The 15,275-nt window shown below is 34.5% G+C and carries 16 protein-coding genes; 12 read left to right on the top strand and 4 right to left on the bottom strand.

From position 1 onward, the window contains the following. Positions 1-31: 31 nt before the first annotated feature. On the bottom strand, positions 32-1,171 hold the full coding sequence (locus ACO052_RS04980) for a cystathionine gamma-synthase (RefSeq protein WP_422106896.1): 1,140 nt from the start codon (positions 1,169-1,171) through the stop codon (positions 32-34). Positions 1,172-1,384: 213 nt separating this feature from the next. Between ACO052_RS04980 and ACO052_RS04975 the strand changes: the two genes are divergently transcribed. Next, positions 1,385-2,104, top strand: a complete 720-nt coding sequence (locus ACO052_RS04975; protein ID WP_422106895.1) for a DUF3298 domain-containing protein — start codon at positions 1,385-1,387, stop codon at positions 2,102-2,104. Here ACO052_RS04975 and ACO052_RS04970 read toward each other — a convergent pair. Then, the gene (locus ACO052_RS04970; RefSeq protein WP_422106894.1) at positions 2,101-3,348 is read right to left on the bottom strand and encodes a cation:proton antiporter; all 1,248 of its coding nucleotides are present in this window, start codon (positions 3,346-3,348) and stop codon (positions 2,101-2,103) included. The two genes, ACO052_RS04975 and ACO052_RS04970, sit on opposite strands and share 4 nt — an antisense overlap. A gap of 82 nt (positions 3,349-3,430) precedes the next feature. Between ACO052_RS04970 and ACO052_RS04965 the strand changes: the two genes are divergently transcribed. Genes ACO052_RS04965 through ACO052_RS04955 form a run of 3 tightly spaced genes read left to right on the top strand, consistent with a single transcriptional unit; the run spans position 3,431 to position 5,802 of the window. Continuing rightward, positions 3,431-3,784, top strand: a complete 354-nt coding sequence (locus ACO052_RS04965) for an arsenate reductase family protein (protein ID WP_422106893.1) — start codon at positions 3,431-3,433, stop codon at positions 3,782-3,784. After that, positions 3,777-4,670, top strand: a complete 894-nt coding sequence (locus tag ACO052_RS04960) for a DMT family transporter (RefSeq protein WP_422106892.1) — start codon at positions 3,777-3,779, stop codon at positions 4,668-4,670. Before ACO052_RS04965 ends, ACO052_RS04960 begins: the two co-directional genes overlap by 8 nt. A 1-nt stretch (position 4,671) precedes the next feature. Then, a complete protein-coding gene (locus ACO052_RS04955; protein WP_422106891.1) occupies positions 4,672-5,802 on the top strand; it encodes a hypothetical protein in 1,131 nt (376 codons plus the stop codon). A 2-nt stretch (positions 5,803-5,804) separates the two neighbouring features. Here the strand turns inward: ACO052_RS04955 and ACO052_RS04950 are convergent, their stop codons facing one another. Continuing rightward, positions 5,805-6,284, bottom strand: coding sequence for an acyl-CoA thioesterase (locus tag ACO052_RS04950; protein ID WP_422106890.1), 480 nt, complete (start codon positions 6,282-6,284; stop codon positions 5,805-5,807). 131 nt (positions 6,285-6,415) lie between these two features. Between ACO052_RS04950 and ACO052_RS04945 the strand changes: the two genes are divergently transcribed. The 4 genes from ACO052_RS04945 (at position 6,416) to ACO052_RS04930 (ending at position 8,876) form a co-directional block, all read left to right on the top strand. Further along, positions 6,416-7,273: a YicC/YloC family endoribonuclease gene (locus ACO052_RS04945; protein ID WP_422106889.1), complete on the top strand. Its 858-nt coding sequence runs from the start codon at positions 6,416-6,418 to the stop codon at positions 7,271-7,273. A 16-nt stretch (positions 7,274-7,289) separates the two neighbouring features. Beyond that, positions 7,290-7,877 (top strand): guanylate kinase, encoded by a 588-nt coding sequence (gmk, locus tag ACO052_RS04940; protein ID WP_422106888.1) that lies wholly within the window; start codon positions 7,290-7,292, stop codon positions 7,875-7,877. 2 nt (positions 7,878-7,879) lie between these two features. Then, positions 7,880-8,464: a nicotinate (nicotinamide) nucleotide adenylyltransferase gene (gene nadD, locus ACO052_RS04935; RefSeq protein ID WP_422106887.1), complete on the top strand. Its 585-nt coding sequence runs from the start codon at positions 7,880-7,882 to the stop codon at positions 8,462-8,464. A 73-nt stretch (positions 8,465-8,537) separates the two neighbouring features. After that, the gene (locus ACO052_RS04930) at positions 8,538-8,876 is read left to right on the top strand and encodes a hypothetical protein (RefSeq protein ID WP_422106886.1); all 339 of its coding nucleotides are present in this window, start codon (positions 8,538-8,540) and stop codon (positions 8,874-8,876) included. Here ACO052_RS04930 and ACO052_RS04925 read toward each other — a convergent pair. Then, positions 8,873-9,232, bottom strand: a complete 360-nt coding sequence (locus ACO052_RS04925) for a YraN family protein (protein WP_422106885.1) — start codon at positions 9,230-9,232, stop codon at positions 8,873-8,875. The two genes, ACO052_RS04930 and ACO052_RS04925, sit on opposite strands and share 4 nt — an antisense overlap. Before the next feature lie 37 nt (positions 9,233-9,269). Here ACO052_RS04925 and ACO052_RS04920 point away from each other — a divergent pair, with 37 nt between their 5' ends. From ACO052_RS04920 to ACO052_RS04905, 4 genes are all read left to right on the top strand, one after another. Continuing rightward, positions 9,270-10,481, top strand: a complete 1,212-nt coding sequence (locus ACO052_RS04920) for a helix-turn-helix domain-containing protein (protein ID WP_422106884.1) — start codon at positions 9,270-9,272, stop codon at positions 10,479-10,481. A 74-nt stretch (positions 10,482-10,555) separates the two neighbouring features. Beyond that, entirely contained in the window at positions 10,556-12,478 is a 1,923-nt protein-coding gene (locus tag ACO052_RS04915) for a serine hydrolase domain-containing protein (protein WP_422106883.1), read from the top strand. A gap of 248 nt (positions 12,479-12,726) precedes the next feature. Beyond that, a complete protein-coding gene (locus tag ACO052_RS04910; RefSeq protein WP_422106882.1) occupies positions 12,727-13,836 on the top strand; it encodes a helix-turn-helix domain-containing protein in 1,110 nt (369 codons plus the stop codon). Between the two features lie 77 nt (positions 13,837-13,913). After that, positions 13,914-15,266: a serine hydrolase domain-containing protein gene (locus tag ACO052_RS04905; protein WP_422106881.1), complete on the top strand. Its 1,353-nt coding sequence runs from the start codon at positions 13,914-13,916 to the stop codon at positions 15,264-15,266. Positions 15,267-15,275: the final 9 nt, after the last annotated feature.

Below are 15,275 nucleotides of genomic sequence, written 5' to 3'. Positions count from 1 at the left end.
TAAAAAAATCGGTCTTTTCTTTTTTTAATACTTATCCAATGGCTTGTTTTAGATCGGCTATCAAATCCTCTTCATCTTCTATCCCAACGCTAAGGCGTATCAAGGAATCTACAACTCCTGTTTTTTCGCGTTCTTCTTTTGGAATACTTGCATGCGTCATACTAGCAGGATGTCCTGCTAAAGATTCAACACCCCCCAAGGATTCGGCAAGTGTAAAAATTTTGAGGTTTTCTACAATTCTAATAGCTTCTTCATAGTCATTACCTTTAGTTGTGAAAGATACCATACCTCCAAAATCTTTCATTTGCGATTTTGCAATTTCGTGGTTAGGGTGACTTTCAAAACCAGGCCAATACACCTTTTCTATCTTTGGGTGAGTTGCCAAATACTCCGCAACTGCTTTACCGTTTTCACAATGTCTTTGCATTCGTATATGCAAGGTCTTTATCCCCCTTAAAACCAAAAAGGAATCTTGTGGGCCACAAATTGCACCACTTGCATTTTGGATAAAATAGAGCTTATCCGCTAAATCTTTATCTTTTACAACTAATGCCCCCATAACAACATCACTATGCCCTCCTAAATACTTTGTTGCGGAATGCATCACAATATCGGCGCCCAAATCTAAGGGCTGTTGTAGATACGGGGTAGCAAAAGTGTTATCTACGGCCAGTAAAATATTATTCTTTTCTGCAATCTCAGAAACAGCTACAATGTCTATAACATTCATCATCGGGTTGGTTGGTGTCTCCACCCAAATTAACTTGGTATCTGGAGTAACATACTGTTCTATCTTATTAGCATTCTCCATTCCGATGAAATGAAACTTTATTCCAAACTCTTCATATATTTTCGTGAAAAGCCTATAAGTACCCCCATACAAATCGTTGGTGGAAACGACTTCATCACCAGGTTGTAACAACTTCAATACCGCATCTATAGCAGCCAACCCAGATCCAAATGCCAGTCCATAGTTTCCATTTTCTATACTTGCCAAGGCATTTTCAAGTGCATTACGCGTAGGATTATGTGTCCTAGAATACTCATAGCCTTTATGCCCTCCTGGCGTTGATTGGGCATAAGTAGACGTTTGATAAATTGGCGGCATTACCGATCCGTAAGCTGGGTCGTGCTCTTGACCTCCATGTATGGTTTTTGTATTGAACTTCATCTATTTAAAATTTATTTTACTTAAAATGAAACACCTAAAAAATTAAATTTTCATCGGCACATTTCATATTTTAAACATATTAGAATGCCTTAGACGTCTCATAGAAATAAACTTTACATAAAGGCATTTTTTAGAGCAACAAATTTAACTGATAATTCGTTGTATTCAAATCTGTGCAATACCTTTATTGAATCATTAACAAAATCTAACCTTATGAAACGTTTTAAATTCATTTTTATCTTTTTTTACCTTCTTAATTCTTGTGAAACTGAATTTAAACCAGTAACATTTAAGACGACTTCCATCGACCAAACTTATGAAGCACAAATATCTGCCAACATCGATAAGGCCATAGGACAAAGCGAATTGAGCAAAATCATAAACTTTAAAATTGAAGAATCTATAATTACTTCGCTTGGCGAAGCCACCAAGAAAACAAAGTTAGAGGCTGTCTTAGAGGACTTCAACTCAGAATACCTAGAATTTAAAAAAGACTTTCCTGAAGCATCAGAACCTGTTTGGGAGTTACATATCGAAACAGAAAAAACCTATCAATCCGACGCTGTCATAAGTATTGCCATAAGCACCTATGAATTTCAAGGAGGTGCTCATGGTAATGATAAAATTAAGTTCTTAAATCTCAATGCTAGAACTGGCGAAATTCTCGATTACGTCGATATTATTAAAAATAAAGACGATTTTAAGAATCTTGCGAAAACCTATTTTATAAAATCAAAAACAAAGGAAAAAGACCCAATAAACATGGAAGATTTTTTCTTTGGAGAGCCATTTCAGCTCCCAGAAAATATGGGTTATAGTGATGATGGCTTGGTTTTACTCTACAATATTTACGAAGTCGCATCTTACGACCAAGGTTATACAGAGTTTGTAATTCCGTTTGATGAAGCGGAACCCTACTTAAAACTTTACTAGTTAGTTTTTTTTGTCAGTCGCTTAATTATAGGTTCTACGGTTAAACCCTGTCCCAAAATAGACACAATGACCACAATATAAGTTATCACCAAGAATAGTTCTCTATGCATATCTTTCGTTAAACTCAAGGCCAAAGCAATAGATATGCCTCCACGTAAACCTCCCCAAGTCATAATCAAATTCGTCTTAGGTACAAAATCCAATCGCTTTGCAAAGAATTTAATGGGTAACCACAAGGACATATATCTACACATTAAAATGATTGGGATAGCCAATAGGCCAGCATAAATATACTTGCCTTCTAAAGTCAATACTAACATTTCCATACCAATCATTATAAATAAAATGGTGTTTAAAAGTACATCCACCAATTCCCAGAACTTGTCAACATAAGCCTCTGTAGTCTCAGACATCGCTGTTTGACGAACAGTATCGTTACCTACAATTAATCCCGCAGTGACCATAGCAAGCGGAGCAGATAAATGGAATTTATGGGCTAACATGGTGCCTCCCATCACGGCAGATATGGTTAAAATGACCTCAATTTCATAATTGTCTATGGATTTCATTAATCGATACGTAATCCATCCTAAAAACAAACCTAAGGCTACACCACCAATAACTTCCTGACCAAAAAGGGTCGCAATATCCGAAAATTCTACGGATGCGTTTGGTTTAGCAGCTATGGCAAAAATCGTTAAGAATACGACCACACCAACACCATCATTAAAGAGGGATTCGCCAACAATTTTTGTTTCCAATTTTTTAGGTGCACCTGCTTTCTTCAATATGCCCAAAACTGCTATTGGGTCTGTAGGAGATATTAAAGCACCAAACAATAGACAATTTATAAAGGTCACTTCTAATCCCATCCAACGCAGAAGATAAAACATAATAATCCCGACCAAGAAAGTAGATACAAGAACACCAAGGGTAGCAAAAGCTAATATAGGTCCTCTTTGAACTCTAAGCTGATCAAAATTGGTATGCAACGCACCCGCAAACAACAAAAAGCTCAACATAATGTCTAGTAAAACCGTCTCAAAATCTATACTATTGATAAATGCTTTTTCTCTGAGCAAAAGTGTATCATCAAACTGTGCAATCCCTACCAAAACCATGGTGAAAATAATAGTGATAAGCATGAGACCTATGGTGATTGGAAGCTTTAAAAAACGTACATTGATGTACCCAAAAATAGCTGAAAGCACAATTAGAATCGTGGCAATAGAATAATATTCCATAGAATTATATTTTTCTTAAATGTAATTATTTTTCGTTTTAAATACGGTTACTTTGCAGTCTTAAATCCAATCCAATTTGAATATGGCAAAAATATATTATTTGAGTACATGCAACACCTGCATGAAAATTATAAACGAGCTTAATTTACCTAATGATTTTAAGCTTCAGGATATAAAAAACGAGGCTATCACTGTCGGTCAAATTGAAGAAATGAGAGCACTTACGGACAGCTATGAAAGTTTGTTTAGCAAACGTGCAAGACTCTATAAATCGCTCGACTTAAAAAACAAAAACCTTTCAGACGAAGACTATAAAAATTATATTTTAGAACATTATACATTTTTAAAGCGCCCTGTTATACTTTTTAATGATCATATTTTTATTGGCAATTCTAAAAAAACAGTAGAAGCGGCTAAAAAAGCGATACATGTATAGTCGTAGGGTTGCACTTATAGCTCTTTTTGCGGTTCAGCTTTTATACGGTCTGAATTATACCTTCGCAAAGGTCGTAATGAACGGAAACTTCATTAAACCCTCAGGGTTTGTATTATTGAGGGTTATTGGGGCTACAGCGCTGTTTTGGTTAATAAGTATTTTCTTACCTCAACAAAAAATTGAGAAAAAAGATTACATTAAACTCTTTGTAGCCGCAGTCTTTGGGGTGGTTGTCAATATGCTCTTTTTTCTCAAGGGCTTAGAATACACCACTCCCATCCATGCATCAGCTATTATGGTCATTGTGCCTATCATCATCTTGGTCTTATCGGCTATTATTTTAAACGAACGTGTAACCAAGCTCAAAATATTAGGTGTTGTACTGGGTTTAATTGGCGCCTTAGTTTTAACGATTTATGGAAAATCTGCCAGAGCCGCTGATAATGTTGCTCTTGGGAATCTCATGATCTTTTTAAATGCTATCTCTTATAGTATTTATGTTATACTAGTAAAGAAATTAACGGAAAAATACAATCCGCTAACATTTATAAAATGGTTATTTTTATTTGGGTTGATTATGCTAATCCCATTTGGGTATAGCGAACTACAGAGCGTGAAATGGGAGAGTTTTACCCCTTATATTACGTTCTCTGTTTCATTTGTAGTCATTGGCGCAACCTTTGGCACCTATCTGTTAAATCCATTTGCCCTCAGTAAACTAAAAGCGTCAACGGTGGGTATTTTTATTTACCTTCAACCCGTAATTGCTGGTCTTTTTGCACTCACTATGGGAGCCGATTTTATAGATACCTTTAAAATCCTAGCTATGCTTCTCATTTTTACAGGTGTATATTTAGTGTCTTTAAAACCAAAGAAAGTACAATAATTTGTCTCTAACATCTAAAATATTTAAGGCGACAGATGAGATCCCAGAAAACTATTGGGAACGTCTTAACTGTACTTCGAATATTTACTATTCTCCCGAGTTTTTAAAGGCTTTTGAGGCGGCCAACACAGATATTGAATTTAACTATATTTTTATTCTAAAAGCGAATGACGTTATAGCTTTTGCTTACACGCAATTGGTGACCATTGGAATAGAAACCATTACCAAGAATATTAGGATGTCTCCAAAATTAAGGCGTATCGTTAATAATATGTTTTGTAACAATAATATAAGGGTCTTGTTTTGCGGTAATGTTTTTTTAAGTGGTGAATACGGTACATTTTTAAAACAAGGTGCTCCAAAAGTTGAAACTTTTACTGGGATTGCCAAAGCTGTAAAGCGATTGTACAGGTGCAAGCGGCTCCACACTATTTTTATTAAGGATTTTGAAGACGAATCACTCTATGTTACAGATCATCTAAAATCATTTGATTACGCTTCTATGCATGTGGAACCCAATATGATTATTTATCTGAAACCAGAATGGCAGTCCTTTAACGATTACATCAATGCATTGAAATCCAAATATAGAGTAAAGGCCAATCGGGCTGATGCTAAAAGTGAAGCTTTGGATGCTAAGTTTTTTAATGAAGAAGATATAAAAGCTCACAAAAATAAGCTTCAAGCATTATATCAAAACACTATTGACAATGCAGATTTTAATGCCCAGATTTTAAACCTCGACACATACGTACATCTTAAAAATACCTATAAAAATAAGTTTATTGTAAAAGGGTATTTCTTAGAAGATAAGCTGGTAGGATTCCTCTCTGCCATGCGAAATGGAGATCACCTTGATGCACATTTTATAGGTATTGATTACTCCAACAATAAAACCTATGCCATTTACCCTAGAATCTTAAACGACTATGTAAGGATAGGTATCGCAACTAAATCCAGTCAGATTAATTTAGGGAGAACGGCTTCTGAAATGAAAAGTACCTTAGGCGCACAACCAAAAACCTTGACCTGTTATTGTAAACACAAACACTATCTGCCAAATCAAATTTTAAAGCCGTTTGTAAAGAACGTACAAATAAAATCTTTTAAACAGCATCAGCCATTTAAATAGTACTACATATCTAATGGTTTTGGTCTTATACCATGTTTTCGCGTATCCTCTTTTGTAAGTATCTTAAAGTCTTTAGACTTGGGAAACTTTTGTGCCAACTCCAATAATGGATTTGGAAGCCTTGTTAATTTTCGCTCCGTTGTATCTATCCAAGCCCCCAGAATTTCAGAAAAAGCCAGATTATCCCCTTTCTTATTATACAAATTATGCTCAAACTTAAAGAGCATGCCATCTTCGCTCAACCCAGAAATCTCAGTAGCAACCGTAATAGGTTCTCCTATGAAAGATTCTTTAAAATAGTAGGTGTGTTCATAAAATACTACCGGGCCAACGCCATGTTTTTTTATTTCTGGCATAGAAAAACCATGTTCCTCGAAAAAGGACATTCTTGCATGACTCATAAAATTGGTATAGGCAGAGTTGGCTAAATGTCCATTAGCATCAACATCACTCCAACGAATTTCAAATTGTTTTTTGTACATTTTTCTAACTTATAACTGAATAGCAAAGTTAGAGAAAAGAGTATGGGCGCATAACATCTCAAGCTTTTTTAGCTATGATTTTATACCAGCGCAATTTTGTACCTTTGCGCAACTTTAATCGCATCGTATTAATGATACAATCTATGACAGGTTATGGGAAGTCTGTTTTACAGCTCCCTACCAAAAAAATATCTATAGAATTAAAATCTCTGAATAGTAAAAACTTAGACGTCAATGCCAGAATGCCTTCAATGTATCGCGCCAAAGAACTAGACATTAGAAAGGGTATTGCCAAGCATTTGGTTCGTGGTAAAGTTGATTTTTCACTGTATGTAGAAATTACAGGTGAGGACACCACCTCAAAAATCAATAAAACCGTAGTTAAAGAGTATATAAAACAACTTAAAGAAGTTGTCGATGGTGATACGACAGAATTGCTAAAAATGGCCGTTCGTTTGCCAGATGCCGTTACTACAGAGCGTGACGACATTGATGAAGAAGAGTGGACTATCATAGCCAAAGGCATTGATGGAACTATTTCAAAAATTGTGGCTTATAGAAAAGATGAAGGTCAAATTTTAAAGCAGGATTTCATAGAACGGGTTGCCAATATAAGACAATTGCTCGAAGAGGTTATTGTTATGGATCCAGAGCGCATTGCAGGTGTAAGGGCCAGATTAGAAAAAGGTATAGCCGAAATAAAGGAGAAAGTAGATGACAATCGTTTTGAGCAAGAACTCGTTTACTATATAGAGAAATTTGACATTACCGAAGAAAAAGTAAGATTGGACAATCATTTGGATTATTTTATCAAAGCTCTAAATTCTGAAGACTCCAATGGAAAAAAGCTAGGTTTTATCTCACAGGAAATCGGTAGGGAAATAAATACTATAGGTTCAAAATCCAATTATGCGCCTATGCAGAAATTAGTTGTACAAATGAAAGATGAGCTTGAAAAAATTAAGGAACAATTATTAAATGTACTCTAGTTAAAACCGCCGCTTAGTGTCAAAAGAAACATCAAAACAAGGTAAGCTCATCGTATTTTCCGCACCTTCAGGGTCGGGAAAAACAACCATCGTGCGCTATTTATTAAAGCAAGACGAACTAAATCTAGAGTTTTCTATTTCTGCAACCTCTAGAGAAAAACGGGGAAATGAACAACATGGTAAGGACTATTACTATCTATCTCTTAAAGAGTTTAAGAACAAAATTAAGGCTGACGAATTCTTGGAATGGGAAGAGGTCTATAGAGATAACTTTTATGGCACCTTAAAGAAAGAGGTAGAGCGCATATGGGCTAAGGGCAAACATGTTATCTTTGATATTGACGTCTCTGGAGGATTGCGTATAAAGCGGAAATTCCCTGACCAAACCCTAGCCGTTTTCGTAAAACCGCCCGATTTAAATGAACTCGTTAGGCGATTGAAGGAACGCGGCGAGGAAAGCGAAGATAAAATTAATATGCGTGTGGCAAAAGCACCCGCTGAATTGGCTACCGCCCCACTTTTTGATGTGATTGTCGTTAACTCCGATTTAGAGCATGCCTTAGAACAGGCTTATCAGCTGGTTTCTGATTTTATAAATGAATAGCTATGAAAGTTGGACTCTATTTTGGCACATTTAATCCCATACATGTTGGACACTTAACCATAGCGAACCACATGGCGGAACACAGTGATTTAGATCAGGTTTGGTTCGTCGTAACACCCCAAAGTCCATTTAAGAAAAAAAGTAGCATGTTAGACAATCACCAGCGATTGGAGATGGTGTATCGTGCTACAAAAGATTATACCAAACTGCGCCCAAGTGATATTGAGTTCGGATTAAAACAACCCAATTACACCATAGACACACTCACCTATTTACATGAAAAGTTTGGTGAGCATGAGTTTGCCTTGATTATGGGCGAGGATAATTTAAAGAGCTTTCATAAGTGGAAAAACTACGAACTTATCCTAGAAAATTATAACATCTATGTGTACCCTAGACTGTCAGAGGGAAAAATTGACACGAGATTTAACGACCATCCTAAAATTTTTAACATTTCTGCGCCAATAATGGAGCTGTCTTCGACGTTTATAAGACAAGAAATAAAAGCGGGTAGAAACGTTCGTCCGATGTTACCCGATAATGTGTGGCATTATATAGACGAAATGAATTTTTATAAACATTTTTGAAGTTAATACCCCTTAGTTTTTATTTTATCTAAAAGAATAGTTACATTTAACTTAATTAAAGATTGAAAAAGAGATGATATTTACACTAGTTTTTTTGACCGCAGTTATTGCCCTAATCGTATCAAAGACTAAGACTATAGTGTTGAGAAATAATCTAAATCCCTCTAACGAAAAACGCGTTCTAATTGCCGGTGTCCTGCTTGTAATTTTTTTAATAACAAATGCTACATTACCTTATCCAGAGTCTCTTTATTGGTTTATTGGTTTAGGTGTGGTTTTTGTCAGCACCGTTTTAACATTCAATGTACTCAAAAAAGAAATGAAGCGGTTTTTATCCCTAGATGCTAAGGATAAAATAGTGAATGTCTTGTTTTACAGTCTTTTGATTATTGTTACAAATATTTATCTCTAGAAGTGATAATAGGCATTCTCTAAATGTTCTATTTCGAACCTCCCAGGCTTTTTTACAATAGCAATTATATCGAATCGTACTTCAACATCTAAATTGTTCTCAATAACATATTGATCTACGACTTTAACTATATTTTTAATCTGTTTAGGTTTTACAAAGTCTTGAGGGTTGCCAAAATCTGTGGTAGACCTTGTTTTTACTTCTACTATAGCTAAAACATCATTCTTTTTGGCAATGATATCAATTTCTGCTTTATCAAAACGGTAATTGCGTTCAACAATAGTATACTTGTTTTCTAGCAAAAAATTGACCGCTAGTTGCTCACCCTTTTTACCAAGATCATTATGTTGTGCCATAGCTTTAAAATTAGAAAAATAGTATTACATTTAAGTAGTGAACGCTACCTTTAATATCATCAATATAAAATTCGACTTTCCTTTTAGTTTTAATGATTATAGTTCATTATTGCTGGTTTTCTTTTTTCATGGGATTGTATTTTCGGCGCTACTGCTGAGAAAAGGTATTATTTATAATAATAAGGCAAGTCAATGGCTGAGTATATTACTATTTCTCTATGCGATGTATATCACACCCTTCATGCTAGGCTATGCGGGTTGGTATTCTGGTGGGGTTACAAGAGAAATAATGTTCTTTGTGCCATTTATGCAAGTGCTATTGATTGGTCCAGTGGTCTATTTTTACACAAAAAGCTTATTAAATATTAGTTTTAAACTATCTCGAAAAGATTATTGGCATTTTATGCCGGCCGTTCTTTATGCCATTTATAGCTTGGTCGTTTTTATTACAGATAAACTTATTCTAGATGACTATTATTTCTACGCAGATGAAAGAGATAAAGATTTAGCGGATTGGTATCAAGTGGCAGGATTAATTTCTATGGTATCTTATCTAATACTGAGTTTAAGGTACTATTCCAACTATAGAAAGTTACTTTTTGAGAAAGTGAGTTATGCCGAATCCATTTTATTTAAGTGGATCAGAAACTTTATGATTGCCTTCTTGGGTTTACAGATTCTTCGTGTTTTATTTTTTATCATAAACCCAGAATGGGGAAATTTCGGAAGTCAGTTTTGGTACTACATCGCATTTTCAATTATTTTTTATTATATCGCCATTACGGGTTATAGCAATGTGATAAAACAAATTGCACTAGAAGGGGAAAAGTTGCAATCTGTTAATGTCTTTATTGATGATGACACAGAGCCTATAGCATTCATTGGAAATTCAAAAACTATAGAAAAAGACCAATCAGCGTGGAAAGCAAAATTGTCTGAACTCATGACTGAAAAACGTCTCTTTGAAAATCCACGTTTAACACTTTCTGATGTAGCAAAAGAACTCAACATTACTACAAAAACGGTATCCTCTACTGTAAATTCTGGTTTTAACATGAACTTTAACGACTTTATCAACCATTACAGAATAGAGGCTGTTAAGGAAAAACTGAATAAAGGCGAACATACACGCACCACCTTATTGGGAATCGCTCTAGATTCAGGGTTTAACAGTAAGGCGACTTTTAATAGAGCATTTAAGAAAAGTACATCCCTATCGCCGAAAGATTATATCGAAAACTTATCCTAAAACAGGTCTCAAATCGAGATTTGAAGCGTTTAGTAAGGTTTTTAGCTAGACATTTGTTGTAAATAATTCACGTCATGAAAAAAATTCTAGTATTACTCACGTATTCATTAGTAATTACAACCAATGCACAAATCCCGGTAGATCAAATTGATAATTTGATCAATTCAAAATTCACAGATAAAGGTCCTGGAGTAATGGTTGGCATTGTAAAAGATGGCGAAATCGTTTATGAGGCATATCGCGGACTTGCAAATCTTGAACATCAAGTGAAAATGAATGAAAAAACAAGATCTAATATAGCATCAACTGCTAAACAGTTTACGGCCTTAATGATCTTACAATTAGAAATGGAAGGTAAAATAACCATAGAAGACGATATTAGAAAATACCTCCCTAGCTTATATAAAAATGTACAAGATGAAATAAAAATTCGCCATGTTATTAATCATACTAGTGGCATAAGAGATTACGTAGAATTATATGGATTGGAAGGCGATGTGTGGTGGAAACGTGTCGGGCTAGACAATGACGACGTTATGGGGTTATTAGAAAAACAGGAAGATCTTGGCTTTGAACCAGGCTCTAGATTTTCATACAGCAATTCAGGATATATCATTCTTGCAAAAATCATTGAAAAGGTGAGTGGCCAAAAATTTACTGACTATTCGGACAGCTTTTTTCAAGGTTTAGGCATGAACGAAACCTCATTTATAAAACGATATATGGGAGTTATTCCAAATAAAGCTGCACCTTATTCGGATTGGGGCTATGGTGAATTATTTCATTCAATTTCAGTCACAAAAACAGCAGGCGAGGGATTTTTGTACACTACATTAAGAGATCAATTAAAATTCGAACTAGCCGTACAAAATGCAAATAAAAACAATGATGAATTATTAATTAAGAGTCAAAATCCAATACCAAATAGTGACATAAAAACTTACGGTTTTGGTTTAAAATTAGATAGCCGATTAGGAAGAACAACTGTTTATCATGATGGCGTAACAGATGCCTATAATGCCATTGCACTTCGTTTCCCGGAAGATAAGCTATCTATTTTTATTTTGGGTAATAACGGAAACGTTAGAAGTGACCTCTTAGCAGATGAAATCGCAACATTAATATTACCAAAACAAAAGACTAAAATAACTTATGATGCCAAGTACTTTGAAGCTAATGCCAAGACAGAAAACTTAAATATTTTAGGTCAGTATTATACGAAAAGTGGTTTTCTAACTAGAATTGTGGACGAAGATGGTAAAATTTTCTTCCGACAAGGCAAATATTTAAAATTAGAACTCACAAAGGAAAATGATAACACCTATTATTTTACTAATGACTCAAAAGAAAAAGTACGGTTTTATGATGATAAGATGATGATATACTATGCTTCAGGAGATGCATCGACTTATAACAAAACATCCATTCCATCTGCATCATTTACGGATTTGGAAGCCCTAGTTGGAATCTACCATAATACAGAACTCGATATAAGCTTTGAAATCTCACAAAATTCTGATAATTCTATAGAATTAAAATTATCTAGTGAAAGAAATAAGAGAGACGTTTTAATTTTTAATAGAGACGATTTACTGGCAGGTGATAGTTATTATTTAAAAGTTTACAGGGATCTTTTTGACCGCGTAATTGAAATGAAGTTAAACTATGATCGTGCAAAAAACATAAGTTTTAAAAAGAAAACCAATTTAAAATTTCAACCAAAAACAGAAACAGCAGATGGATCTATTAATGTAACTACTATAGGTTCTCGAGATGGCAGCTCTTCACAAATATTATTGACTGCGAACTATCCCAATGGCAACGAAATCTGGTCCAAACAATTTGGGGGAAGCAGTTATGACAAAGCAAGTTCAATATTAGCCACAGAAGACGGTTATTTAATTATTGGATCCACAAGTTCTTATGGTGAAGGCAACTACGATATATTTGTTATTAAAACCGATAAAAAAGGTAAGATGCTATGGGAAATTTTATAATGACTATGGTTATATTGCCGAAATCACAGCCGATGGCTATAGAATTAAAGGTACCACTCAAAACTGTGAAAACAACACCGATATCAACAGAAAATGTACTACAAATGTTTGGTTTGTTATCATCGACAAAGATGGAAAAGAATTATCCAACAAAGTTTTAGAAGAGGTTGTAGCAAATTAAGCTAAATTTACACAATAGAGTTTATCCATTTAGTCAAATAAAATGGGCACCTTATTGTATAAGCTTAATGAGTAATTTTCTGAATATCATTATCCTACTTGGAACCCTTCAAGGCATTATAACATCTGTACTATTATTCAGACTAAAAATCAATAAAAAGGCCAATAAACTACTTGCTAGCATTATCCTTTTGATCTCACTGGCTTGTTTAAACATCTATTTTTTAGAAACTGTAAGAACTGACTCTATTCTGTGGGCAATTCTAGAGGCCATCATCCCTTTGGTTATTGTTATGCCTGTTGGACCATTGATTTATTTTTATGTGAAATCGCTGCTTAATCCAGAGTTTAAAATACATAGAAAAGATTATCCACATTTTTACACTATTCTGCTCGACTTGATTCCGTATTTAGCGGCGTTGATTTTTATTGTTGGCGGCTATTTTGGTTGGATTAATTCTGGTAGCAACGAACAATGGGGCAATTTTATTGATACTTATAATGTCTATATTGACATTCCAAGGTGGATCTCATTGAGTGTCTATACATTTCTTGCCCTTAAATTAATTTCACGTCATGAAAAGAGTAGTGTGATTACGATTTGGGCCAAACGATTCTCCATAGGTTTTACTTTGTTCGCTGTAATATGGTTGCTTCATTTAGTACCTTATATAACGCCTGCATTTTCAAATACACTATTAGATGCCGTTGGCTGGTATCCTGTTTACATTCCTTTAATTGTATTGGTCTACTGGCTCGGCATTAATGGTTACATCATTAGCTTTAATACCTACAGACAAACTGCAAATAGAAAAGATATTTCCGAAGAAACCGTAAAAAAAACAACAACGGTTTTAGAGCAGTTAATGAGGGATGATCAATTGTATTTAAATCCTTCTCTTAAACTTAATGATGTTGTTAAACTTACAGAGATTCCACAAAAGACCATTTCGGCCGTCCTCAACCAGCATATCGGAAAAACATTTAATGAATATATAAATACGTTTAGAATCGAAGAGTTTAAACAACGTTTATTAGACAAAGATTCCAATCATTTAACCATTACAGGTATTGCCCTTGAATGTGGTTTTAACTCTCAAGCTACATTTCAAAGAACCTTTAAAGCAATGACCAATCTTTCCCCAAAAGAATTTCAACAAAAACATTTAAAACGGTAGTCTAAATACTATTCAAATCTAGATTTGAGTGGAATGATGTGGCCTGCATCACTTTATTTGTCTTTAAAATTAATACAATGATGAAGATTCAATTGGTGTCCGCTTTACTGTATGTGTTTTTGATTTTACCTTGTAAAGGACAGAACAAGGACTTCAGAAATATCAAAATTGAGAAAATAGATAGCTATCTTTCTTCTGCCAATAAAGCCTATCGATTTAATGGAACCGCATTGATATACCATAAAGGAAAAATCCTTTTAAATAAAGGTTATGGTTTTAGGAATTTTAGTACCAAGCAAAAAAATACGCCCAAAACAAGGTTTCCAATTTTATCAATCACCAAAACCATTACGGCAGCCATAATTCTAAAACTACACGATGAAGGAAGGCTTTCTTTAAACGATAATCTACGCTCCTATTTTCCCGATTACCCAAATGGCTCTAAAATTAAAATATCCCATTTATTGAATCATACTTCTGGCATATACAATTACACAGTTGATGTTGGTGAAGAAGATTCATTAATAGTAAATTATCCTATTCCCAAGACATTCGTTCTTGACCATTTTAAAAATAAACCATTAGATTTTGAACCGGGACAATATTACAGTTACAACAATTCGGCCTATTTTTTATTGGGGTTAATTATTGAAAAAATAGTTGGAAAACCTTACGAAGCGGTGGTGAGAGACATTGTTTTCAATCCACTTGAAATGCATGACTCAGGGTTTGATTTCATTAACTTACCAAATTCAGCGAGAGCTCAAGGTTATCAATTTTGGACCAAGGACCATATCAAACCCTACAAACACTACGATTCTACCTTTGCATATTCTGCGGGAAGTATTTATAGCACCTCCACTGATTTGTTTAGATGGGCAAAAGCTGTTTCAGAACAAAAAATTCTTAAAAGGAAAACATGGAAACAGGCCTTTACACCTAACTTGAATAATTACGGTTATGGATGGGAAATCGGAGTTTTTTCAGGCAAAAACTATATAAAGCACTCGGGGGGTTATCCAGGATTTATGTCGGAACTTATTTATTATCCGAAAGAAGACGCTATAATTGTTTTGTTGAACAACTTTGGAAATTACAATCAGAATGTGTGGTCTATTGGTATGGGGGTTTCATCAATCTTGTTCAATTTACCTTATGACAATTGGAAACTCAGAAAAGAAATCCATGCAGACGATTCTATTTTAAATGAGTACTCTGGTATTTATAAATTAAATGGAAAGAAAAGCATAGATATTACATTAAAGGACAACACACTATTTCTCAACAATGGTTATGGCGAACAGAAATTACATGCCGAAAGTGAGACTGTCTTTTATCTAGAAAACTTCAATACCCAAATAACTTTTGGTTATAAATCAATGCTTTTGCATGAGCATGGGCAAACTACCAATTGGGTCAAAATCAATTAAAAAACTAAT

It is taken from the genome of Winogradskyella sp. (genome assembly GCF_965228925.1).
Classification (GTDB): Bacteria; Bacteroidota; Bacteroidia; order Flavobacteriales; family Flavobacteriaceae; genus Winogradskyella.
The sequence above is the reverse complement of the archived record's forward strand: the minus strand, read 5'-3'. Positions and strand labels throughout refer to the sequence as shown.